Annotated in this window: 14 protein-coding genes; 3 read left to right on the top strand and 11 right to left on the bottom strand. The window is 69.1% G+C overall.

Annotated elements, in window-relative coordinates; genetic code table 11:
- Positions 1 to 19: 19 nt before the first annotated feature.
- The 9 genes from ACFY3I_RS04190 to ngcE form a co-directional block, all read right to left on the bottom strand.
- Positions 20 to 1,516, bottom strand: coding sequence for an amino acid permease (locus ACFY3I_RS04190; protein WP_365292789.1), 1,497 nt, complete (start codon positions 1,514 to 1,516; stop codon positions 20 to 22).
- 210 nt (positions 1,517 to 1,726) lie between these two features.
- The gene (gene dxs, locus ACFY3I_RS04195) at positions 1,727 to 3,643 is read right to left on the bottom strand and encodes a 1-deoxy-D-xylulose-5-phosphate synthase (protein WP_390859237.1); all 1,917 of its coding nucleotides are present in this window, start codon (positions 3,641 to 3,643) and stop codon (positions 1,727 to 1,729) included.
- Between the two features lie 227 nt (positions 3,644 to 3,870).
- Positions 3,871 to 5,139, bottom strand: coding sequence for a sugar ABC transporter permease (locus ACFY3I_RS04200; protein ID WP_390859426.1), 1,269 nt, complete (start codon positions 5,137 to 5,139; stop codon positions 3,871 to 3,873).
- A gap of 101 nt (positions 5,140 to 5,240) precedes the next feature.
- Positions 5,241 to 6,032, bottom strand: a complete 792-nt coding sequence (locus ACFY3I_RS04205; protein ID WP_365292793.1) for an ATP-binding cassette domain-containing protein — start codon at positions 6,030 to 6,032, stop codon at positions 5,241 to 5,243.
- 332 nt (positions 6,033 to 6,364) lie between these two features.
- Positions 6,365 to 7,456 (bottom strand): sugar ABC transporter substrate-binding protein, encoded by a 1,092-nt coding sequence (locus ACFY3I_RS04210; RefSeq protein WP_390859238.1) that lies wholly within the window; start codon positions 7,454 to 7,456, stop codon positions 6,365 to 6,367.
- 133 nt (positions 7,457 to 7,589) lie between these two features.
- Positions 7,590 to 8,789, bottom strand: a complete 1,200-nt coding sequence (locus ACFY3I_RS04215) for an ROK family transcriptional regulator (RefSeq protein ID WP_390859239.1) — start codon at positions 8,787 to 8,789, stop codon at positions 7,590 to 7,592.
- 293 nt (positions 8,790 to 9,082) lie between these two features.
- Positions 9,083 to 10,006 (bottom strand): carbohydrate ABC transporter permease, encoded by a 924-nt coding sequence (locus ACFY3I_RS04220; protein WP_365292798.1) that lies wholly within the window; start codon positions 10,004 to 10,006, stop codon positions 9,083 to 9,085.
- A gap of 3 nt (positions 10,007 to 10,009) precedes the next feature.
- Positions 10,010 to 10,936 carry a sugar ABC transporter permease gene (locus ACFY3I_RS04225; protein WP_365292800.1) on the bottom strand — a complete coding sequence of 309 codons (927 nt, stop codon included), beginning with the start codon at positions 10,934 to 10,936 and terminating at the stop codon, positions 10,010 to 10,012.
- A 28-nt stretch (positions 10,937 to 10,964) separates the two neighbouring features.
- Positions 10,965 to 12,416 (bottom strand): N-acetylglucosamine/diacetylchitobiose ABC transporter substrate-binding protein, encoded by a 1,452-nt coding sequence (ngcE, locus tag ACFY3I_RS04230; RefSeq protein WP_365292802.1) that lies wholly within the window; start codon positions 12,414 to 12,416, stop codon positions 10,965 to 10,967.
- 424 nt (positions 12,417 to 12,840) lie between these two features.
- Between ngcE and ACFY3I_RS04235 the strand changes: the two genes are divergently transcribed.
- Positions 12,841 to 16,584: a GH92 family glycosyl hydrolase gene (locus tag ACFY3I_RS04235; RefSeq protein ID WP_390859427.1), complete on the top strand. Its 3,744-nt coding sequence runs from the start codon at positions 12,841 to 12,843 to the stop codon at positions 16,582 to 16,584.
- A gap of 69 nt (positions 16,585 to 16,653) precedes the next feature.
- Here the strand turns inward: ACFY3I_RS04235 and ACFY3I_RS04240 are convergent, their stop codons facing one another.
- Positions 16,654 to 19,935 (bottom strand): GH92 family glycosyl hydrolase, encoded by a 3,282-nt coding sequence (locus tag ACFY3I_RS04240; RefSeq protein WP_390859240.1) that lies wholly within the window; start codon positions 19,933 to 19,935, stop codon positions 16,654 to 16,656.
- A gap of 879 nt (positions 19,936 to 20,814) precedes the next feature.
- Between ACFY3I_RS04240 and ACFY3I_RS04245 the strand changes: the two genes are divergently transcribed.
- Positions 20,815 to 21,222 (top strand): hypothetical protein, encoded by a 408-nt coding sequence (locus ACFY3I_RS04245; RefSeq protein ID WP_365292806.1) that lies wholly within the window; start codon positions 20,815 to 20,817, stop codon positions 21,220 to 21,222.
- A gap of 154 nt (positions 21,223 to 21,376) precedes the next feature.
- On the opposite strand, the gene acnA is transcribed toward ACFY3I_RS04245, so the two are convergent.
- Positions 21,377 to 24,091: an aconitate hydratase AcnA gene (gene acnA, locus ACFY3I_RS04250; RefSeq protein ID WP_390859428.1), complete on the bottom strand. Its 2,715-nt coding sequence runs from the start codon at positions 24,089 to 24,091 to the stop codon at positions 21,377 to 21,379.
- A gap of 340 nt (positions 24,092 to 24,431) precedes the next feature.
- Between acnA and ACFY3I_RS04255 the strand changes: the two genes are divergently transcribed.
- Positions 24,432 to 24,629: a DUF4236 domain-containing protein gene (locus ACFY3I_RS04255; RefSeq protein ID WP_365292810.1), complete on the top strand. Its 198-nt coding sequence runs from the start codon at positions 24,432 to 24,434 to the stop codon at positions 24,627 to 24,629.
- The last annotated feature ends 299 nt before the right edge of the window (positions 24,630 to 24,928 follow it).

Genomic DNA, 24,928 nt, shown 5'->3' on the forward strand with positions numbered 1-24,928 from the left:
GCGGTGGCGAGCCTGCCGGTCACGGAGCGTCGGCGGGGGTCCGTTCGGCGCGGGCGAGACCGCTGTGCGTGCGGCCGTACAGGAAGTAGACGACGAAGCCGATGACCATCCAGATGGCGAACCGCAGCCAGGTCTCGGCGGGCAGGTTCAGCATCAGCCACAGCGAGGCCAGCACGGACACCACCGGCAGCGCGGGCACCCACGGGGTGCGGAAGGACCGCTCCAGGTCGGGCCGGGTGTTGCGCAGGATGATCACGCTGATCGCGACGACGATGAAGGCGAAGAGCGTGCCGATGTTGACCAGTTCGGCGAGTTCACTGAGGCTGGTGAAGCCGGCGACGATCGCGATGACGACGCCGAGCAGGATGGTCGGCCGGTACGGGGTGCGGAACCTCGGATGGGTGTGCGAGAAGAACCTGGGCAGCAGCCCGTCCCGGCTCATCGCGAAGAACACCCGGGACTGGCCGAGCAGCAGGATCATGCAGACGGTGGTCAGGCCGACGGCGGCGCCGAAGCTGATCAGGCCGGCGAACCAGGGGTGCCCGGTGGCCTTGAACGCGTCGGCGAGCGGGGCGTCCACGGACAGCGAACTGTACTTCTGCATGCCGGTGACCACGATGGCCACGGCGACGTACAGCAGGGTGCAGATGATCAGCGAGCCCATGATGCCGCGCGGCACGTCCCGCTGGGGGTTGCGGGTCTCCTCGGCGGCGGTGGCGACGACGTCGAAGCCGATGAAGGCGAAGAAGACGACGGAGGCGGCGGTGAAGATGCCCATCACGCCGAAGTTGGAGGGTGCCCAGCCGAACATGAGCTGGATCAGCGGGGCCTTGAGGTTGCCGCCCGCCGGCACCGGCTGCGACTTGGGGACGAACGGCTCGTAGTTGCCGCTGTGGATGAAGAAGGCGCCCGCGATGATGACGACCAGGACGACGGCCACCTTGACGGCGACGACGACCGAGGTGACCCGGGCGGAGAGCTTCATGCCGACGACCAGGATCGCGGTGAGGGCGAGGACCAGCAGGGCGGCGAGGATGTCGAAGCCGAAGCCGTGCGCGCCGTCCCGGCCACTGAGGTAGTCGGGCAGCTGCCAGCCGGCGTTGTCGAGCAGCGAGTGGATGTACCCCGACCAGCCGACGGCCACCACCGCCGTGCCCAGCGCGAGTTCCAGCACCAGGTCCCAGCCGATGATCCAGGCCGGGAACTCGCCCAGCGAGGCGTAGGAGAACGTGTACGCCGAACCGGCCACCGGAACGGTGGAGGCGAACTCGGCGTAGCAGAGCGCGGCGAGGCCGCAGACGACACCGGCGACGACGAAGGAGAGCGCGACGGCGGGACCCGCGGTGTTCTTGGCGGCCGTGCCGGTCAGGACGAAGATCCCGGTGCCGATGATGACACCCACGCCGAAGACCGTGAGGTCCAGGGCGGAGAGCGACTTCTTGAGCGCGTGCTCCGGTTCCTCGGTGTCCTTGATGGACTGTTCGACGTTCTTGGTCCTGAAGAGCGAACTGGCCACTGCCTACCTCCCACGCTTGTCGTCCTCGACATGATCGAGAGGGCCGGGGATGCGTATGCCCGGCAAAGGCAGGTTCACGCACATGGGCCGGTCCCGCCACCGGAGAGGTGGCGGGACCGGCCCATCGGGCGTACGTCTTCCGTCGGGGGCCGAAGACCGCGTGCGGTCGCTCGCGCGGGTCCCCGCGGCCCCCTCGGGGTGCGTCGCGGTTCAGTCCCTGGCGGGCTCCACCGAGTCGACCTCCGTCGTCGTGCCGTCCAGCCTGGCGACCAGACCGGTGACCTGACGGGCGATGTCCGGGGCCGTCAGGCCGATCTCCGCCATGACCTCGGCCCGCGAGGCGTGGTCGAGGAAGCGCTGCGGGATGCCGAAGTCGCGGAGCGGGACGTCCACTCCGGCGTCGCGCAGGGCCTGGGCGATCGCCGCGCCCACACCGCCGACGCGGAGGTTGTCCTCGACCGTGACGACCACCCGGTGCCGCTCGGCCAGCGGGGCCATCGCCTCGTCCACCGGCTTGACCCAGCGCGGGTCGACGACCGTGGTGGAGATGCCCTGCTTGTCGAGGAGGCCGGCGATCTCCAGGCACATGGGGGCCAGCGCGCCGACCGACACCAGCAGCACGTCGGGGGTGTCGGTGCCGGGCTCGCGCAGCACGTCCATGCCGCCGACCCTGCCGACGGCGGCCACCGCGGGACCGACCGCGCCCTTGGAGAAGCGGACGACGGTGGGCGCGTCGTCGACCTCGACGGCCTCGCGGAGCTGGGCGCGGACCTGGTCGGCGTCGCGCGGGGCGGCGAGCCGCAGACCGGGCACGACCTGGAGGATCGACATGTCCCACATGCCGTTGTGGGAGGCGCCGTCGGTGCCGGTGATGCCCGCCCGGTCCAGGACGAAGGTCACCCCGCACCTGTGCAGGGCCACGTCCATGAGGACCTGGTCGAAGGCGCGGTTGAGGAAGGTGGCGTAGAGGGCGAAGACCGGGTGCAGTCCGGCGGTGGCCAGGCCCGCGGCGGAGGTGGCGCCGTGCTGCTCGGCGATGCCGACGTCGTAGATCCGCTCGGGGAAGGTGTCGGCGAACTTCTTCAGGCCGACCGGCTGCAGCATGGCCGCCGTGATGGCGACGACGTCCTCGCGCTCCTTGCCGAGCTCGACCATCTCGTCGCCGAAGACGGAGGTCCAGTCGGCGCCGGAGGCCTTGATCGGCAGCCCGGTGTCGGGGTGGATGGGGCCGATGCCGTGGAAGCGGTCGGCCTCGTCCTGGAGGGCCGGCTGGTAGCCGCGGCCCTTCTCGGTGAGGCAGTGCACGATGACCGGGCCGCCGAACCGCTTGGCGCGGGCCAGCGCGGACTCCAGGGCCTCGATGTCGTGTCCGTCGATGGGGCCGACGTACTTCAGGCCGAGGTCCTCGAACATGCCCTGCGGGGCGATGAAGTCCTTCAGCCCCTTCTTGGCGCCGTGCAGGGTGTCGAAGAGGGGCTTGCCGACGACCGGCGTCCGCTCCAGCAGGTCCTTGCCCCGGGCCAGGAACCGCTCGTACCCGTCGGTGGTGCGCAGGGTGGCGAGGTGGTTGGCGAGGCCGCCGATGGTCGGGGAGTACGACCGCTCGTTGTCGTTGACGACGATGACCAGCGGGCGGTCCCTGGATTCGGCGATGTTGTTGAGCGCCTCCCAGGCCATGCCGCCGGTGAGGGCGCCGTCACCGATCACGGCGACGACGTGGTTGTCGTTGTCGAGCAGCTGGTTGCCCTTGGCGATGCCGTCGGCCCAGCTGAGGACCGTGGAGGCGTGGCTGTTCTCGATGACGTCGTGCTCGGACTCGGCACGCGAGGGGTAGCCGGACAGGCCGCCCTTCTGCTTCAGCCGGGAGAAGTCCTGCCGGCCGGTGAGCAGCTTGTGCACGTAGGACTGGTGGCCGGTGTCCCAGAGCACCTTGTCCTTCGGGGAGTCGAAGACGCGGTGCAGGGCGATGGTGAGCTCGACCACGCCCAGGTTGGGACCGAGGTGTCCGCCGGTCTTGGAGACGGCCTCCACGAGGAAGCCCCTGATCTCCTCTGCCAGCTGGACCAGCTCCTCGGGGGTGAGCCGGTCCAGATCGCGCGGTCCCCTGATACGGGTCAGCAGCGACACCCGTGCCTCCTTGCAGTAGAGCTGATCGAGCTGTTGCCGGGCCAGACGAGTCTAATGTTCCGCCCGGACGGAACGACTCCGGCCCCGGGGTCATAGGTCACGCGATCGGCTGTACCCATCATGACCCCCACCTATGACACGACCGTGCCCGGCACTGGACAGTGCCGGGCACGGTCGGAGACCCCAGGGGCGCGGGGCCGGCCCCGCGCCCCTGACGGCGACGGGTGCTAGCCGCGACCCGCGGCCTTCTGGCTCCGGCGGGACACCGAGTCGATGACGACGGCGCCGAGCAGAACACCACCGGTGATCATGTACTGGATCGAGGTGTTCATGTTGAGCAGGTCGAGACCGGTCTGGATGGACTGGATGACCAGCATGCCCAGGAGCGCCGACCACACCGAACCGCGGCCGCCGAACAGCGAGGTACCACCGATGACCGCCGCCGCGATGGCCAGCATCAGGGTGTTGCCGCCACCGGCGTTCAGCGTGGCGCTGGCGGTCTGGCCGGCGAAGAACATACCGCCGATCGCCGCGAAGCCACCGGAGATCGCGAACACGGTGATCCGGACCATCGGCACGCTGATACCGGCACGCCGGGCCGCCTCGATGCCGCCGCCGACCGCGAAGACCTTGCGGCCGTAGGTGGTGCGACGCAGCACGAAGTCGACGATCACCAGGGAGGCGAGGAAGATCACCAGCGCGTTGGAGACACCGGACGCGTTGTTGAGGACCGCCGCCGCGGCGAAGGACGCGATGCCGAGGAGGACGACGCGGACCAGGATCTCGCTGGTGGGACGGAACGGCACGCCCGCGGCGCGGCGCCGGCGCTGCTCGTTGAACTGGCCGAGGGCCGACAGCACGACACCGAGGCCGGCCAGCAGGTAGGCGCCGATGATGGCCTGGTCCATGAAGAACGAGCTCTGGCCCAGGATGTGCACCGGACCGCTGTCCGACGGGATGTTGATGGTGCCGCTGTCGCCCAGCAGCCACAGCATCAGACCGTTCCAGCCGAGGAAGCCGGCCAGGGTGACCACGAACGCGGGTACGCCGATCTTGGCGAAGAACCAGCCGTGCAGCGCGCCGATGCCGACGCCCGTGATGATCGTGAGGATCAGGGCCAGCCACGGGTTCATCCCGTGGTTGACCGCGAAGACCGCGAACAGCGTGGAGGCCAGACCGCTGACCGAGCCCACGGAGAGGTCGATCTCACCCAGCAGCAGCACGAACACCAGGCCGATGGCGAGCATGCCGGTGGCCGAGAGGAAGTAGCTGATGTTGGAGAGGTTGTCCGCGCTGAGGAACAGGCTGTTCTTCGCCTGGAAGATGGTCCAGATGATGATCAGGCCGATGACCACCGGCAGCGAGCCCAGCTCGCCGCCCCGCACCTTGCGCTTGAACTCGGTGACGTAGCCCTTGAGGCCCTCTTCGCGGACCAGCAGACGCGGGTCGACGACCGCAACGGGCGCGGCCGTGGGGTCCTCGGCCGGAGGGGCCACCGTCGCCGTGGCCGCGGCGGCCTCGGCGGCCGCGGACTTCTCGACCTGCGGCGACTCGTCGGGCGACTCGTCGCCCTGCACGGTCTTGTTCGACGTCTCGCTCACTTTGCCGCCTCCGGGGTGCGACGCTCCGCACGACGGGTCACGGCGTTGTCCGTGGCGCCCGTGATCGCGGCGATGATCTCTTCATGGCTGGTGCTCTTCACGGGGAAGGAGCCGTTGTTCTTGCCCAGGCGCAGCACGGCGACCGTGTCCGCGACCGCCTTCACGTCAGCCATGTTGTGGCTGATCAGGATGACGGCGAGGTTGCGCTCGCGGAGCCGCTCGACCAGGTCGAGGACCTGGGCGGTCTGCTCCACGCCGAGCGCGGCGGTGGGCTCGTCGAGGATGACGACCTTCGGGTCGCCGATCAGGGCGCGGGCGATGGCCACGACCTGGCGCTGACCGCCGGAGAGGCTGGCGATCGGGATGCGCACGCTCGGGATGCGGATGGAGAGGGTGCTCAGCAGCTCGCGAGCCTGCTTCTCCATGGAGACCTCGTCGATGACGCCCCGGTGCAGGAGCTCACGGCCGAGGAAGAGGTTGCCGACCACGTCCAGGTTGTCGCACAGGGCGAGGTCCTGGTAGACCGTCGCGACGCCCAGGCCCTGGGCGTCGTTGGGCTTGTTGATGTGGACCGGCTTGCCCTCCCATTCGATGACGCCCTCATCGATGGGATGCACACCCGCGATCGTCTTGACCAGGGTCGACTTTCCGGCGCCGTTGTCGCCCACCAGGGCGACCACTTCTCCGGCGTGGACCTCCAAGTCGACATCGGTGAGTGCCTGGACCGCACCGAATCGCTTGGAGACTCCGCGCAACGCCAGCACGGGCGTAGCGGACACGTGAACCATCTCCTTCGCCGCCTGACCGGCGGGGATGCCGCGCTTGTTGATCAGGCGCGGAGGGGCGTGCGGTCACCTCGGGTTGCCCTCGGTGTACGCACGCGATTTACAAGATGAACATGCGCGAATCCGCTGCGCTTGGCAACGGGTCCGTCCGACGCCCGCTCCGGCAGCGGGGTATGAGGGCCGGAGCGGGCGTCGGAGGGGCTTCGCGAGACCGCCGGACGGACGGGGCGCCCTGCTCGCGCAGGGCCGGGGCCGTCGGGCGGCCGGGGCCCGGGTGTCGTACTGCGAGCACCCGGGCGCTGGCGACCGGAGCCGTGCGGCTCCGGGGTGCCGGACTACTGCAGGCCGGCGGCCTTGCAGGCCTTGGCGAACTCGGCGGTGCAGATGTCGGCGACCGTGTAGAGCTTGTCCGCGATCACGGTGTCCTTGATGTTGGCCTTGGTGACCGACACCGGGGTCAGCAGCTGCGAGGGCACCTTGTCGCCGGAGCCGCTGGTCTGCGTGCTGGTGGCGAGCGAGGCGATGTCCTTGCCCTGGAGCAGGTCCACGGCGATCGTCGCGGCGGCCTCGGCCTCCGGCTTGAACGCCTTGTAGACGGTGGAGGACTGGGTGCCGGCGACGATGCGCTGGATACCCGCGAGCTCCGCGTCCTGACCGGTCAGCGGGATGCCGCTGATGCCGGCGCCCTTGAGGGTGGTGGCGATACCACCGGCCATGCCGTCGTTGGCGGAGTAGACACCGGCGATGTTCTTCGCGCCGAGCTGCGTGATGGCGGCCTTGACCTTCTGCGCCGCGGTGGTGTCCTTCCACAGGCCGGACTGCTCGTAGGCGATGTCGACCTTGCCGTCCAGCGCCTTGTGGGCGCCTTCCTTGAACTGCGCGGCGTTCGGGTCGGCGTCGTCACCGTTGATCATGACGACCTTGGACTTCTTGGTCGCCTTGGAGCCGAGGGAGTCGAGCAGGGCCTGGCCCTGGAGCTCGCCGACCTTGACGTTGTCGAAGGAGACGAAGGCCGAGACCGGGCCCTGGGCGAGGCGGTCGTACGCGACGACCTTGATGCCCTTGTCGACGGCGGCCTGCACGGAGGACTTGATGGCCGCAGCGTCCTGGGACGAGATCACGATGACCTTGACGCCCTTGGTGATCATGCTGCTGACCTGCTGGGCCTGCTTGGCCGAGTCACCGGCGGCGTTCGCGTACTCGACCTTGCAGTCGGCGCACAGCGAGCTGACCTTGGCCTCGAAGTACGGCTTGTCGAACTTCTCGTAGCGCGCGGTCACGCTGTCGGGAAGCAGCAGGCCGATGGTCTTGCTACCACCGGAGGAGCTGCTGCTCGAGTCGCTCTTCTTGTCATCGCCGGCCTTGCCACAGGCGGCGATGGACAGCGCCATGGAAACCGCGGCGGTGCCGATCACGACTCTACGCATCGTTGCGTTCATTGGGGGTGCCTCCCTGACAGGGCCGCAACGCTGCGGCCGAGGTGGCTGGAAGTCAACTCGGCCGTGACTGCGGCGTCAAGAAGTAAATACTTAACGAGATGGCAACGGCGCCATTCGTTCTCTAAGTGAAGGCAGGTGCAACAGCAGGCAACGAGCCGTCCAAAAGGGTCGAATCGCCCATCTCGCTGAGCGCGAGAGCGAGCGCCCCGAGCACCTCCGCACGGCCCCCGAGCGCCCCCGGAAGCACCGAGAGCTGCCGTGCGGCACTGGGGATCGCGTAGCGCCCCACGGACTCCCTGATCGGCGCCAGGACCAGCTCTCCGGCCTCGGCGAGGTCGCCGCCGAGGACCACCCTGCTGGGGTTCAGCAGGTTGCAGAGGTTGGCCACACCGCTGCCGATGTGCCGGCCGACGTCGGAGATCACCCGACGGCACCCGGCGTCGCCGTCCCGGGCCATCCGCACGACGTTCTCCATGGTCAGGTCGGTGCCGTGACTGGGCTGGAGCAGCGGCAGCACGTAGCGGGCCGCCGCGAAGGTCTCCAGGCAGCCGCGGTTGCCGCACCGGCAGACCGGGCCGGACTCGTCGAGTGTAATATGCCCGATTTCGCCCGCCGTGCCGCCGGGACCGCGGTAGATCTTCCCGTTGATCACGAGCCCCGCGCCGACACCGCTCGCCACCTTGATGTAAGCAAGATCACGCACCCCCTTGCCGCTGCCCCAGACCAGTTCGCCGAGGGCGCCGAGGTTGGCGTCGTTGTCCACGTGCACGGGGACGCCGAGGCGCAGCCTGAGCTCCTCGGCGGGTCTCGCGCCGATCCAGCCGGGCAGGATGGCGCTGGAGCCGAGGGTGCCGGACTCGACGTCGATCGGTCCCGGCACGCCGACGCCCACGCCGGCGATCTTCGACCGGTCCACGGAGGTCGCCGCGATCAGACGGTTGACCAGCTCTTCGGCCCGGTCGAACCCCTGACTGGAAGACGAGTCGACGTCGAGCGGCTCGGACTCCTCGGCCAGCACCTGGTGGGCGAGGTTCCCGATCGCGACACGCAGGTGGGTGTGGCCGAAGTCGACCCCTATGACGATGCCGGCGTCACCGCTCAGACTCACGCTGCGGGCCCTGCGGCCGCCGGCCGACGTGGGCGTGACCTCGACGGTTCCGCCGTCCTTGAGCTCGCGCACGATGTTGGAGACCGTCGCGGCCGACAGGCCGGTCGTGCGCGCGATCTCCGCCTGCGTGAGCGATCCGGCCAGCCGTACGGCCCGTACGACACGTTCCAGGTTGGCTCGGTGCAGCGACGACTGCGACCCCGGAGTCTCCATCGACCCATCCACTCCCGCCATCGGAGGCGGCCACGGTGCCGCCAACGTGACCCAGGTCACCTCACTGAGACCGGGCCACTTACAAGTTATGAACTCCAAGCTCTGCTGAACGGGTTACCGCCGTCAAGTCCTTGACAGAAATCGTTGGCGGTTCGGGGGATGCCTGAGGGACATGCGTTCGACATGTCTAGGCCACTGGTCAGCGAGGCCGGACGGGGTCCGTGGCCGGGTGCGGGAGGTGTCGTGGCCGGTCGCGCGGTGGCTCGCGGTTCTTTCGGATGGCAAACGCTTCGTTACTTCAAGGCGCCCGCCGTCAGACCGGCCACCACCTGGCGCTGGAAAACGATGTAGGCCGCCAGGACCGGGAGCATCGCCATCACGAGACCGGCGAACAGGCCGGACCAGTCGCCCTTGTAACCCTGGCTGACCGCCAGCTGGACCAGGCCCTGGGTGAGGACGTGCTTGTCCGGGTCCGTGTTGAGGACCGTCGGCAGCATGTACTGGTTCCACTGCCCAAGGAAGTTGAAGATCCCGACACTGATCAGGCCGGGCTTCGCCATCGGCAGCATGATCTGGAAGAACGTGCGGCTGTGCGAGGCGCCGTCGACGAAGGCGGCCTCGGCCACCGAGGTGGGCAGGGTGCGGAAGAACGCGGTGAGGAAGAAGACCGTGAAGGGCAGCGAGTACGCGATGTAGACCAGGATCAGGCCGTGGATGGTGTTCAGCAGGCCCATGTTGTTGACGACGTAGAACAGCGGGACCAGCGCGAGCATGATCGGGAAGCTCATGCCGCCGATGAAGAGGAAGTAGATGAAGCGGTTGCCGGGGAAGTCGAAGCGGGCCAGCACGTAGGCCGCCATCGAGCCGAGCACCAGCGTGCCGATCAGTGAACCGCCCACCACCAGGATGGTGTTCAGGAAGTAGTCGCCCATGTTGGCCTGGGTCCACGCCCGCGACCAGTTGTCGAAGTGCAGCTTGTCCGGCAGCGCCCACGGCGAGCTGAAGATCGACCTGTCGTCCTTGAAGGAGGTCATCACCGCCCACACCAGCGGCAGGACCACCATGATCGCCCACAGGACCAGGACGCCGTGGGAGAAGACGTTGAGGACCCCGCCCTCGCGCCTGCCCCGGGACGGCTTCGGCGCCGGGTCCCCGGCCTTGGTCACGGGCGCGTCGGGGCCGGTCGGCGTCGTGGCGTCGGTCTCGGTCGTCGTCATCGCTTAGAACTCCAGCCGCTCGCGACGGCCCAGCCGCATCACGACCGCCGCGAAGGCGAGCGTGACGACCAGCAGGGCGACGCCGATGGTGGTGGCGTAGGCGGCCTGACCGTCCCGGAACGCCTTCTGGTACACGTACAGGACCATGACGGTCGTCGAGTAGTCCGGCCCGCCCGGTCCTGTCGTCATGATCTGTACGACTGCGAACGACTCGGCGCCGAGCGCGAGGATGCCCATGTAGACCCAGCCGGACTGCACGGTGTCCCACAGAAGCGGCAGGGTGAGGCGGAAGAAGGTGGTCGCGCGGCCGGCCCCGTCGAGCAGGGCGGCCTCGTAGAGATCCGTGGGAATGGAGGCCATGCCGGCCGAGAAGAGGACCACGAAGAAACCCACCGTGGACCAGACCAGCACGGCCATCACGCACCACAGCGCGAGGCTCGGGTCGCCGAGCCACAGCGGCTGGACGTTGTCCAGGCCGATTCCGCGGAGCAGTGAGTTGATCGCGCCGCTGTCCGGGTTGTACGCGAAGGCGAACAGCAGCGAGACGATCGCGATCGACAGCACCTGCGGGAAGAAATAGACGATCTTGTAGAAGGAAGAGCCCCGGACACCGGTGACGACCGGACCGCCCTTCCTTCTGCGACCGCCCACATTGATCATGAAAGCGAAGAACAGCGCGAGGCTGATCGTCACCAGCGGCAGCACGACCGCGAACATCAAGCTGTGCTGCAAGGACTTCCAGAAGATGTCGTCGTTGAGCATCCTCTTGTAATTGTCCAGGCCGACCATCTTGAAATCGGGGCTCAGGCCGGTCCAGTCCGTGAACGAGTAGTAGATGGACTGGATGAACGGCCAGACCACGAAGAGCGCGTACAGTCCGAGGGGCAACGCCAGAAACCCCACGATGAACCGGTACTTGCCGTGCTGCATCGCCACTCCGGTGCCGTGAAGGTGGGTATTACTGGTGCTTGTAGTGCTTGATCGAACTGTCCTTGGCCGCCTCGTCGGCATAGCCCTGGATCTTCTTGATGGCCTCCGCCGGGGTAAGCCGTCCGGCCATCATCTCGCCGAGGCCGGCCACGCCGATCTTCTCCTTCTGGAGCTGCACGTACCAGTCCTGGAGCCGCGGGTTGACCACGTTCGTCCCGGCCAGCTTGAGGGCGGCGACACCGGAGGTGAGACCCGGGGTGAGGGTGATGCCGTCGGTGCCGCCGTTGTAGGCGGTCAGCGACTTCACCTTGGACGTGAAGTTCTTCGAGGAGGCCTCGCTGAGCATGATGCGCAGCTGCTCCATGCCGCCCTCGGCGTTCGCCGCCTTGGCCGGGACGATGAACGGCTCGCCGCCGGAGGCCCAGATGGTGCCGAACGGCATCTTGTCGCTCTTGTCGATGCCGGTGGGCGCGGAGACGGCGAGGTTGAAGTCGGAGGGGATGACGTTCGCCGACTCGTTCTCCACCCAGGAGCCGTTCGGAATGAACAGCGCCTTGCCCTGGGCCCACGCGGTCTGCGACTGGATGTGGTCGAGGCCGGGGGTGCCCTTGAGGATGTACCCCTTCTTGTAGAGCTCGTAGTACGCCTCGAAACACGCCTTGACGGCCGGGTGCTTCCAGGCGTTGGGCTCCAGGTTGTCGATCGCGTTCAGGACCTCGACGCCGCCGACCTTGCCGATCATCGGGTACAGCGAGAAGGGGATGTAGTACGGGTACTTGCCGGCGTAGGTCCAGCCGGCCATGCCCTTCTTCTTGGCCTTCTCGCAGACCGCGAGCATCTGGTCCCAGGTCTGCGGGTACTCCGCGTCCAGCGAGTCCAGGGCCTTCTGGGAGTACCAGACGCCGTACACCGTGTAGGCGTAGTACATGATCCAGACCGGGTCGCCGTCGAACTGGCCCATCTCGACGATGCCCGGGCGCAGCGTGTCGCGGACCTTCTTGTTCGGGTCGTCGTACGACGGCGCGTCCAGCAGCGGGGTGAGGTCGGCCAGCTGCTTCTTGCCGACCAGGACGCCCATGTCCATCTGCTCGGCACCGGAGTTGTCGATCAGGTCGGGCGGGGTGCCCTGGTTGAAGCGGGGCTGCAGGGTGGACTGGATCTTCTGAGTGGCCGAGAACTTGACCTTGGCCTTCGGGAAGTCCTTCTGGTAGATCTTCACCGCGTCCTCGGCGTACTCCTTGCCGAAACCGCCGTCGAAGAGGACGAATTCCATCTGGGCGGTGTCGTTGACGCCGAGCGGGTTCTTGGTCGTCTTCTTGCCGGCCTTGTCCTTGGACTGGCCGCCTCCGCCGCTGCTGGCGCAGGCGGAGAGAAATCCGACGGTGGGGACCGAGATCAGGCCGAGTGCGGCTGACCGCTTGATCAGATCGCGGCGGCCGACGCCTTCGGAACCATGACTGGCTGCGGATGTGGATCCCATGCTCAAGTCCTCGCCCTCTCCAGGACTCAGGCGGTGAACCGGATCCTCCCCGGCACCGCGGTCGGGTCGTGCTGGGCCGTGCAGGAAGTCACTCAGGAAGTGCCGACAGGTATAGTCCACTTCCCGCCAGCGGGGCAAGATCGAATGCAAGGTTCGCCAAGGGTCTTTTCCTAGTTGAGACCTGTCGGAAATCTGAGCGAGCCGTGTACGCCTTGCCGGAAAAAGAGCCGACATAGACCCCTGAATGCCGCAGCCAACACCCTTGACATCACGTACCACTTGACCACCTACTGGTTCCTGCGCCACACATCTGACAACGTTGTCTCATGTGGCAGGGAGGGTACCCGTTGTGATGCAGCGGAGAACGCAGCGAAGAACAGGACACCGATCCGGTACGGCGGTCGTGATCGCGGCCGCCGTAGTCATGACCCTGGGCTCCCAGGGGGCCGCGGTCGCCCTGCCGGCCAAGGCCCCGTCCGCCGCGACGCAGTTCGCATCCTCGTTCGAGTCCGGTGACCCGTCACCGGACTGGACCGACACGGTCGACACGGACCCCGCCGGCGCCCCGCGCGCCTCGGGCGTCGACGGCGGTTACAGCACCGGCATCCCCGGCAACGTCACCGACCACGTGACCGACATGCGGGCCAGCGGCGAGAACTCCGGGGCGGGCGAGGTCAAGGAGAACCTCACCGACGGCGAGCCGGGCACCAAGTGGCTCACCTTCGAGCCCACCGGGTGGGTGGAGTTCGACTTCGACAAGCCCATCAAGCTGGTGACGTACGCCGTCACCTCCGCGAACGACTACGCCGAACGCGACCCCGCCGACTGGACGCTGCAGGGCTCGACGGACGGCAAGGACTGGAAGACCGTCGACACCCGCACCGGGGAGGGCTTCGCCGAGCGGTTCCAGACCCGCTCGTACGACCTCTCGGCGCCCGCCGAGTACCAGCACTTCCGGCTCGACGTCACGAAGAACAACGGCGCGTCCGGCATCCTGCAGATCGCCGACGTCCAGTTCTCCACGGGCGGCGGCGGCGGCCCGGTGCCCCAGGACATGCTCTCGCTCGTCGACAGGGGCCCGAGCGGCTCGCCGACCGCGAAGGCGAGGGCCGGCTTCACCGGGACCCACGCGCTGCGGTACGCGGGCCGGCACACCGCGAGCGGCCGGGCGTACTCGTACAACAAGGTCTTCGACGTGAACGTGAAGGTCGGGCGCGACACACGGCTCTCGTACCGGATCTTCCCCTCGATGGCCGACGGCGACCTCGACTACGACGCCACGAACGTGGCCGTGGACCTGGCCTTCACCGACGGCACGTACCTGAGCGGTCTCGGGGCGGTGGACAGCCACGGGTTCGCGCTGTCGCCACGCGGCCAGGGCTCGGCCAAGGGCCTGTACGTCAACCAGTGGAACGACGTCTCCTCGGTGATCGGATCGGTCGCGGCCGGCAAGACCGTCGACCGGATCCTGGTGGGCTACGACTCGCCGGCCGGTCCGGCCAGGTTCCGGGGCTGGATCGACGACGTGAACATCGCCCGCGTCGCGCCCGAGAAGCCGAAGGCGCACCTGTCCGACTACGCGCTGACCACCCGCGGCACCAACTCCAGCGGCAGCTTCTCGCGCGGCAACAACTTCCCGGCCACCGCCCTGCCGCACGGCTTCAACTTCTGGACGCCGGTGACCAACGCGTCCTCGGACAGCTGGCTGTACGAGTACGCGCGGGCCAACAACGACGCCAACCTGCCCACGATCCAGGCGTTCAGCGCGAGCCACGAGCCCAGCCCCTGGATGGGTGACCGGCAGACCTTCCAGATGATGCCGTCCGCGGCCGCCGGCACCCCGGACACCGGGCGGGAGGCCCGCGAACTGGCCTTCCGGCACGAGAACGAGACCGCGCGGCCGTACTACTACGGGGTCACGTTCGAGAACGGCCTCAAGGCCGAGATAGCGCCGACCGACCACGCGGCCGCGCTGCGCTTCACCTACCCGGGCGACGACGCGAGCGTGGTCTTCGACAACGTCACCGAGCAGGCGGGCCTGACCCTCGACAAGGAGCACGGGATCGTCACCGGGTACTCGGACGTCAAGTCCGGGCTTTCGACCGGCGCGACCCGGCTGTTCGTCTACGGCGTCTTCGACAAGCCGGTGACGGGCGGCGACTCCGCCGGGGTCAAGGGCTACCTGCGCTTCGACGCGGGCGCCGACCACGCGGTCACCCTGCGCCTGGCCACCTCGCTGATCAGCGTGGACCAGGCGAAGGACAACCTGTCCCAGGAGATCCCGGACGGCACCTCCTTCGGCACGGTCAAGGCGCGGGCCCAGAAGGTGTGGGACAGGCTGCTCGGCAAGGTGGAGGTGGAGGGCGCCACGGCGGACCAGCTGACCACCCTCTACTCCAGCATGTACCGGCTGTACCTGTACCCCAACTCGGGCTTCGAGAAGGTGGGTTCGAAAGACCAGTACGCCTCCCCCTTCTCGCCGATGACGAGCCAGGACACCCCGACGCACACCGGCGCGAAGATCGTGGACGGCAAGGTGTACGTCAACAACGGCTTCTGGGACACCTACCGCACGACCTGGCCCGCCTACTCCTTCCTGACACCCGGTCAGGCGGGGGAGATGGTCGACGGGTTCGTGCAGCAGTACAAGGACGGCGGCTGGACCTCGCGCTGGTCCTCCCCCGGCTACGCCGACCTGATGACCGGCACCTCCTCGGACGTGGCGTTCGCGGACGCCTACGTCAAGGGCGTGCACTTCGACGCGAAGGCGGCGTACGACGCGGCCGTGAAGAACGCGACGGTCGTCCCGCCCTCCTCGGGCGTGGGCCGCAAGGGCATGTCGACCTCCCCCTTCCTCGGCTACACCAGCGACGACACCCGCGAGGGCCTGTCCTGGGCGATGGAGGGATACGTCAACGACTACGGCATCGCCGAGATGGGCAAGGCGCTGTACGAGAAGACCGGCGAGAAGCGCTACAAGGAGGAGTCGGCGTACTTCCTGAACCGCGCCCAGGACTACGTGGACCTCTTCGACTCCAAGGCCGGCTTCTTCCAGGGCAAGGACGCCCAGGGCAAGTGGCGGGTGGACTCCTCGTCGTTCGACCCGCGGGTGTGGGGGTACGACTACACCGAGACCAACGGCTGGGGCTACGCCTTCACGGCACCCCAGGACAGCCGGGGCCTGGCCAACCTGTACGGCGGCCGGTCCGGGCTCGCGGACAAGCTGGACGAGTACTTCGCGACCCCCGAGACGGCCTCCACCGACTTCGTCGGCTCCTACGGCGGGGTCATCCACGAGATGACCGAGGCCCGGGACGTCCGGATGGGCATGTACGGCCACTCCAACCAGGTCGCCCACCACGTCATCTACATGTACGACGCGGCCGGCGAGCCCTGGAAGGCCCAGGCGTACGTGCGCGAGGCCGTCTCCCGGCTCTACCTCGGCAGCGAGATCGGCCAGGGCTACCACGGCGACGAGGACAACGGCGAGCAGTCGGCCTGGTACCTCTTCTCGGCCCTCGGCTTCTACCCGCTGGTGATGGGCAGCGGCGACTACTCGATCGGCTCCCCGCTGTTCAAGAAGGCGACGGTCCACCTGGAGAACGGCCGGGACCTGGTGGTCCGGGCGCCGCGGAACAGCGCGGCCAACGTCTACGTACAGGGTGTGCGCGTCGACGGCCGCATCTGGACGTCGACCACGCTCCCCCACTCGCTCCTCTCCAAGGGCGGGGTCATCGACTTCACGATGGGCCCGAAGCCGTCCACCTGGGGCACCGGCAAGAACGCCGGCCCGGTCTCGATCACCCAGGACGACAAGGTGCCCACGCCGCGCGTGGACGTCCTCAAGGGTGACGGCTCCCTGTTCGACGACACGTCGGCCACGCAGCAGTCGGTGACCTCGGTGGACCTGCCGGTGACCCAGGCGGTCAAGGGCATCCAGTACACGCTGACCTCACCGGCGGACCACGCGCAGGCCCCCACGGGCTGGACCCTGCAGGCCTCGGCCGACGGCACCCACTGGCGCACCGTGGACCGGCGGTCCGGGGAGAACTTCCCCTGGAACCTGCAGACCCGGGCGTTCACGGTCCGCGCCCCCGGGACGTACGCGCACTACCGGCTGGTCCTGGACGGCGCGTCGACGCTCGCGGAGGTGGAGCTGCTGGCCTGAGACAACGGCAGCCGAAAGAAGGAAGGGGGGCGGGCCCGTTCGGGTCCGCCCCCCTTGCGTCTGTCCGTCTCAGCCGGTGGCGAGGGCGAAGACGTGCAGGTCCGCGTTGTCCGGGAGCCGGACGCTCCTGATGGTCCTGCCCGCCGGCGCCTCGAACGGCCTGGTCGCGAACACGTAGGTGGCCACCGGGTCCTTGTCGGCGCCCGCCACGTTGCGGTACGCGGTCCGTGCCACGGTCTCGTTCCCGTACTGGACGGTGCCTCCTCCGCCGCCGACGGTCCAGTCGGTGAGGGCGAGGTCGACCGTGCCGGTCGTGCCGTCGGTGTAGGTGACGGTCGCCCGGGCCGACTGGTTGCCGTTGGTGGCGCTGCCCAGGAAGGACAACCTCGCCGCCGGGGTGGCCAGTTCGACGCTCTGGCCGGCCGCCGTCGCGTTGTCGGGACGGCCCGCGGGCGCGTCCGGCCAGGTGTAGGCGAGACCGTCGACCGTGCCGTGGGCGCCCGCGGTGAGGCCGGCCGCCGCCAGCGACTGGCGGGAGTAGCTCCAGCCGCCGCCGTCGAAGTCGCCCTCGGCGTGGTCGCCGGTGTCGTCCGAGACCCCGGTGTTGTCGTAGGCGGCGAGGAGGGTGCCGGGGGCCGCGACCGTCAGGGCGACCGGCTGGGCGTAGGAGGTGCCGGCGGAGGTCACCGTGACCTGGACGTCGTAGTAGCCCTGGGGTGTACCCGGGGTGGTGGCCAGGGTGATCCGCTGCGAGCCGTCGGTCACCGTGCCCTCGGCCGGGGAGGCCTCGACGCCGTCCGGGGTCCGCACCCGGAAACGGACCTCCGGGCCGGTGCCGCCGGTGAGGGACAGCGCACGGATGCCGACCTGGGTGCTGTCACCGGGGGCGAGCGTCGCGGAGGTGGGCCCGACGCCGATCTGGTACGGCTGCTCGCCCCGGCGGAAGGAGGGCGGCGGCGAGGAGGCACCCCAGGCGCGGTTCGGGGTGGCGGACAGGGTGTAGTCGAGCCGGCCGCCGTCGCGGACGAACGAGCTGTCCAGCCAAGGGCGGTCGCTGGTACGGCCGTCGACCTTCAGGGACTGGACGTAGGGGGTGTCGGCGGCCGCGCCCCGGGCCCGGATCGAGATGTCGTTGCCACCCGGCCGGTCGATCTCCACCCGCTCGAACAACGGTGAGGCCAGCACGAGTTCGGCACGGGAGGGGACCTGGGGGTACATGCCGAGCGCCGAGAAGACGTACCAGGACGACATCGCGCCGAGGTCGTCGTTGCCCGGGATGCCGCCGGGGCCGGTGTTCCAGAGCGTGGTCATGGCCGCCCGGACGGTCTCCTGGGCCTTGTACGGGGCGCCCGCGTAGTCGTACAGGTACGGCACGTTGATCGAGGGCTCGTTGTCCAGCTCGGACTTGTCCCCGCCGCCGCCGGTGAGGGCCCAGCTGCCGTCGTCGTTGTGGAAGAAGGAGTCGAGGCGGGCCAGGGCCTGGTCCGTGCCGCCCATCGCGGCGAACAGTCCGGCCGGGTCGTGCTGGACCATCCAGGTGTACTGGGCGGCGGTGCCCTCCACGAACCCGTTGCCGGTGGCCGGGGTGAAGCCGGTGACCCAGCTGCCGTCGGCCTTGCGGTTGGCGATGTAGCCGCCGCTCGGGTCGGCGGCGATGTTGAAGTTGTTCTGCCACCACTGCGACCGGTCGGCGAAGGCTGCCGCCGTGCTCTTCTCCCCCGCCGCGGCGGCGAGCTGGGAGAGGGAGAAGTCGGCGGTGGACATCTCCAGGGTCTCGGCGGCGCCGCCCCAGGCGTTGGAGACGGACGGCATGTAGTGCTTGTCCAGGTACTTGTCCAGGGACGGGCGCTGCCCGGCCGACAGCACGGGCTTGCCCGCCGGTGACAGGTCCTCGGCGGTCGGTACCGTGGCCGCCCTCACCAGCGAGCGAAGGGCGCCCTTCAGGTCGAAGTCGGTGCCGCCGAAGGCGCGGATGCCGGCGAGGGCGGTGGGCGAGGGGTCGCCGTTCATGACGTGGGTGCCGCTCGCGCCGTGCAGCCACCGGTCCCAGGTCCCGCCGTTCTGCCGGGCGAGTTCGTAGAGCGACTGGGCGATGTCCGAGCCGGTCCGGGGGTCGAGGAGGGTGAGGAGCTGGACCTGGTCGCGGTAGACGTCCCAGCCGGAGAACGTGCCGTACTGCGCCCGGTGGCCGTGCCCGACCCGGTGCACCCGGTCGTCGCTGCCCCGGTAGCGGCCGTCGGCGTCGCTGATGACGTTCGGGTGGAACAGGGAGTGGTACAGGGCGGTGTAGAAGGTGGTGCGGTCGGCGTCCGTGCCGCCTCCGACGCGGATGGCGCCGAGGCGGTCGCGCCAGGCGCGACGGGCCGCGTCCCGGACGGCGTCGAAGGAGCGCCGGGGCGGGTTCTCGGCCTTCAGGTTCGCCTCGGCGGCGGACCCGCTGACGTAGGAGATGCCGACTTTGACGTTGACCGGACCGGTGCCGGGCGCGAACTCGACGTATCCTCCCGCCCCCTTGCCGGCGACCGGACGTCCGCCGGACGAGAAGCCGCCGGTTGAGCCGGAGGCGGTCGTGGATCCGGGGCTGAGCCGGTCGTCCTGCCAGGTGCCCGCGGTGGCGAAGGCGCGGTCGAAGTGCGCGGTGAAGTACAGGGTGTAGTAGGACCGTTGGCCCTCCGGGTCGAGGTAGCCGCAGAAGTTCCCGGAGGTGACCGAGCCGGAGACGGTGCGGGTGGCCGGGTCGATGGTGACCGTCGAATCGGCCGAGCCGACCTCGGAGTTGGCGGTACGGATCAGCAGCGAGGCGGGCTTGCCGGCCGGGTAGCCGAACCGGGCCGAGCCGGTGCGGGCGGTCGCGGTGAGGTCGGCGGTGACACCGGAGGCGAGGCCGACCCGGTAGTGGCCGGGCTCGGCCTTCTCGTCGGCGTGGCTGAAGTCCGAGGCGTAGACGGCGTCCTTGGTGTCGCTCGCCGGGGACGAGGTGACGTCGCCGGCGTACGGGAAGAAGGGGATGTCCCCGCTGCCGCCGGCGCAGCCGGTGCCGGACATGTGGGTGAGGCTGAATCCGCGGATGCGGGTGGCGTCGTACTGGTAACCGCCGGGCGCGGCCGTTCTGGTGGCGTCGCCTCTGGTGTTCTCCGGGCTCCAGGAGAGCATGCCGAACGGCACGACGGCGCCCGGGAAGGTGTCGCCGCCGTTCTTGGTGCCGATCAGTGGATCCACGTACGCCGTGGGGTCCTTGACCAGTTCGGGGGCTCGCTCGGGTGGCCCGCCGGCGGTCGCCGCGAGGGCGGGGGTGGCGCCGCCGGCCGCGAGCACCGCGGCCAGCAGCAGGGACATGGGACGGAAACGCATGACGCGGCCCTTCCTCCTCCGGACGGGTCGCGCACCACAGGTCGCACAAGCCGCAGGGACAGTAACGTGCGCCACCCGTAACACGGAAGACCGCCTCCGACCGCACGTCCGCCGACCGGCATCACCCCTGTTCACCCGGTCGGGCTACGCGAAGTGGCTTGACATCGTTGTCGGTTGGGGCGGTAGAGTCATGAAAGGACCATCAGACAACGTTGTCGTGTCCCGCAGCGTCGACACAAGCCGAACAGCACAGCGCGCACGTGGCAGTTCGAGCCACTTCCCCCGGGCAGGACCCCACCCCCCTCCCTGCCCGGCTCGCGGACCCGGTGTGCACCGACACCGGGTCCGCCCAGAGCAGAGGCCGGGCACCGCGGAGAGCAGCCCCGACGGAAGTCGAGGGCGGGGCGGAAGCGGGCCCGGCGCCTCGGCGGGTTCCGGTCCGCCGAAGGTTATGGGAGCGCTCCCACCCCACTCCGCGAGACGGTAGCGCGAACGGGAACGGCTGTAAACGCCGGGAACGGCTGTAAAGGCTGGGCACGGCTAAAAGCTGGGCACGGCTAAAAGCTGGGCACGGCTAAAAGCTGGGCACGGCTGCAAACGCCGGGCACGTACCCGCCGTTCCTCGGAGGCGCCGACGCGCGAGCCTCCCGCCTCCCACGGCCCACGTGCCCCGGGCGGCTGCCCCGGTCACATCCCAGGCGCGTCCCACCACCCCCGCGACACGGCAGTTCAGCACACCGACGGCATCCCGGCGTCCCAGGACGGCCGGAACTCCTTGGCATATTCCCGACCACGCCGAAAGCCTGCTGCGGCCGGGCCGGGGCGGACACCCCGGCCGGACATCAGACCGAACACGTGCTTGAAAACACGGGAGGACTCATGAAGAAGCGTGCCATCGCGGCCGTCGTGGCCGGCCTCGCGGCCGCGGCCCTCGGGCTCACGCCCGGCACGGCCAGCGCCGCGGACAACGACACGCTCAGCGCCAGCACCACGGGCGCCTCCGCCTCGCTCACCGTCGACTGGACCGGCTCGGAATCGTTCACCCTGCGCAACGTGAAGCTCAGCGACACCTCGTGCGACGCCCACCCGGTGTTCTTCCACGTCTCCGTGCCGGGCTTCCAGTTCCCGAACCACTTCAACAGCGCCGGGTGCGGTACCACCACCACCTGGGGCAGCCTGCCGGGCAGCCTGGACGGCGGCATCCACAGCCTCTGGCTGACGGTCTGCCGCGACACGACCTTCGACAACTGCAGCACGTCCGCCACCTCGATCAACCCGTACGACTGACGCCCTGACGGCAGGGGCCGTCGCCGGTGACACCCGACGTGGGCGAGGCGGGCGACGGCTCGTTCCCGGCCGCCCCGTCGCGCCCGGTACCGGCGTACGGCGAAGGGCCGCGTCCCCGGTGACCGGGGACGCGGCCCTTGCTGGCCCCTGGGGGCTACTTGCGGATCAGGCTGCGCAGCACGTACTGCATGATGCCGCCGTTGCGGTAGTAGTCGGCCTCACCGGGGGTGTCGATCCGGACGACCGCGTCGAACTCGACGCCCGAGTCGGTGGTGACCTTGACCGTGCGCGGGGTGGTGCCGTTGTTGAGCTCCTCGACACCGGTGAAGGAGAAGGTCTCCTCGCCGGTCAGACCGAGGGACTCGGCGGTGGCGCCCTCCGGGAACTGCAGCGGGAGCACGCCCATGCCGATCAGGTTCGAGCGGTGGATGCGCTCGTACGACTCGGCGATGACGGCCTTGACGCCGAGCAGCGCGGTGCCCTTGGCGGCCCAGTCGCGGGACGAGCCGGAGCCGTACTCCTTGCCGGCCAGGACGACCAGCGGGATGCCCTGCTCGATGTAGTTGCGGGAGGCGTCGTAGATGAACGCCACCGGCGCGTCGGCCTGCGTGAAGTCGCGGGTGTAGCCGCCCTCGGTGCCCGGCGCGATCTGGTTGCGCAGGCGGATGTTGGCGAACGTGCCGCGGATCATGACCTCGTGGTTGCCTCGGCGGGAGCCGTAGGAGTTGAAGTCGCGACGCTCCACACCGTGCTCGGTGAGGTACTTGCCGGCCGGGGTGTCGGCCTTGATGGCACCGGCCGGGGAGATGTGGTCGGTGGTGACCGAGTCGCCCAGCTTGGCCAGCACGCGGGCACCGGCGATGTCGGTGACGGGCGCCGGCTCGTGCTGCATGCCCTCGAAGTAGGGGGGCTTGCGGACGTAGGTGGACTCGGCGTCCCACTCGAAGGTGTTGCCGGTCGGGACCGGGAGCGCCTGCCACTGGGCGTCGCCTGCGAAGACGTCGGCGTAGGACTTGTTGAACATGTCCTCGCCGATGGCGCTCGCCACGACCTCGTTGACCTCGGCCTCGGTCGGCCAGATGTCCTGGAGGTACACCGGCTTGCCGTCGGTGTCGGTGCCCAGGGCGTCCTTGGTGATGTCGACCTTCATCGAGCCGGCGATCGCGTAGGCGACGACCAGCGGCGGGGAGGCCAGGTAGTTCATCTTGACGTCGGGGTTGATCCGGCCCTCGAAGTTCCGGTTGCCGGAGAGGACCGAGGTGACCGCGAGGTCGTGGTCGTTGACGGCCTTGGAGACCTCCTCCGGCAGCGGGCCGGAGTTGCCGATGCAGGTGGTGCAGCCGTAGCCGACCAGGTTGAAGCCGACCTTGTCGAGGTAGGGGGTCAGGCCCGCCTTCTCGAAGTAGTCGGTGACGACCTTGGAACCCGGGGCGAGGGTGGTCTTGACCCAGGGCTTGCGGGTCAGGCCCTTCTCGACCGCCTTCTTGGCCACCAGCGCGGCGGCGACCATGACGTACGGGTTGGAGGTGTTGGTGCAGGAGGTGATGGCCGCGACGGTGACCGCGCCGTGGTCGATCTCGTAGGTCGAGCCGTCGGGGGCGGTGACGGTGACCGGGTTGGTCGGCACGCCGTTGGTGGACGCCGGGGCGTCGGAGGCCGGGAAGGACTCCTTGCCCGCCTCGTCGGCGGTGTCGACGTAGTTGCGCACGTCGGTCTTGAACTGCTCGGCGGCGTTCGCGAGGACGATGCGGTCCTGCGGGCGCTTCGGGCCGGCGATGGACGGGACGACCGTGGCGAGGTCCAGCTCGAGCTTCTCGGAGAAGTCGGGCTCGGCCTTCGGGTCCAGCCAGAGGCCCTGCTCCTTGGCGTACGCCTCGACGAGCGCGACCTGCTGGGCGTCCCGGCCGGTCAGGCGCAGGTAGTTCAGGGTCTCGCCGTCGATCGGGAAGATCGCGGCGGTGGAGCCGAACTCCGGCGACATGTTGCCGATGGTGGCGCGGTTGGCGAGGCTGGTGGCCGCCACGCCCTCGCCGTAGAACTCGACGAACTTGCCGACCACACCGTGCTTGCGGAGCATCTCGGTGATGGTGAGGACGAGGTCCGTGGCGGTGGTGCCGGGCTTGAGCTCACCGGTCAGCTTGAAGCCGACGACGCGCGGGATGAGCATGGAGACCGGCTGGCCCAGCATGGCGGCCTCGGCCTCGATGCCGCCGACGCCCCAGCCCAGCACGCCGAGGCCGTTGACCATGGTGGTGTGCGAGTCGGTGCCGACCAGGGTGTCGGGGTACGCCTGCCCGCCGCGGACCATGACGGTGCGCGCCAGGTGCTCGATGTTCACCTGGTGGACGATGCCGGTGCCCGGCGGGACGACCTTGAACTCGTCGAACGCGGTCTGGCCCCAGCGCAGGAACTGGTAGCGCTCGCGGTTGCGGCCGTACTCCAGCTCGACGTTCTGGGCGAAGGCGTCGTGGGTGCCGAACTTGTCGGCGATGACGGAGTGGTCGATGACCAGCTCGGCCGGGGCCAGCGGGTTGATCTTCGCCGGGTCGCCGCCGAGCTCCTTCACGGCCTCGCGCATGGTGGCGAGGTCCACGACGCAGGGGACGCCGGTGAAGTCCTGCATGATCACGCGGGCCGGCGTGAACTGGATCTCCTGGCTGGGCTGAGCCTGCGAGTCCCAGCCGCCGAGGGCACGGATGTGGTCGGCGGTGATGTTCGCGCCGTCCTCCGTGCGGAGCAGGTTCTCCAGCAGCACCTTCAGGCTGTACGGAAGGCGAGCCGAGCCTTCCACCTTGTCCAGCCGGAAGATCTCGTACGACTCGTCGCCCACCTGCAGCGTGCTGCGGGCGTCGAAGCTGTTCGCCGACACGACAGTCTCCTTCATTGATGTGCGCGTACCACCGTCAATCGTGCCGCCACGCCGACTTGGCCGATCCAGTAAGGTCAGGCTAAGTTAGGCATGCCTTACTAGAGGTGGCGGCTACGGTGCGCCTAGGCAGATATCTCGATGTCGAGATAACTCTAGTACACGGGCGCCGGAAGGTCATGCCCGGACCCGCCCCCGCCCTCCCCGCGGCGCACCGGACGCCGGCTCCCGACGGGAGGGAGCCGGCGGACCCCGAGCGGACGTCCGGGGCGAATCCCGGCCCCAGGGCCATCAGTTCGCGAAGCGGGGGTATGCGACGTGCGAAGCGAGAGGAGTCGCACCCATGCCGCTCACCTTCCGGAAGAGCTTCCGGATCCTGCCCGGAGTACGCCTCAACATCAACCGGCATTCCTGGTCCATCACCACCGGAGGCAAGCACGGCCCCCGGCACACGCACAGCAGCACGGGTCGCCGGACCACGTCCATGGACCTGCCCGGACCGTTCGGCTGGCGGCACACCTCCAAGGAGCGCCGCCGGTGACGCCCCCGGGGCGGACCGGGGCCCCGGCGGCCCGCCCCGCGGCACCGTCCACACCGTCCGCACCGCCCACACCGTCCGCACCGGAGACCCGCCGAGCCGGCGACCCGGCCCCCGCAGCGTCCGGACCCCGGACGGAGGTACGGGACACCCGCACGGCCGACCTTCGGCGTGTCGTACGCCCGTTCATCCGGTCGGCGCACGACACGTCGACCATGTAGGCGACTTCGGTAATTTTGTACCTTTTGCGAGTAATCCACGCACCTGCGGTCCGGGTCCACCTGTATCCGGATTCGTCATTA

This window comes from Streptomyces sp. NPDC001068 (assembly GCF_042897315.1).
Classification (GTDB): Bacteria; Actinomycetota; Actinomycetes; order Streptomycetales; family Streptomycetaceae; genus Streptomyces.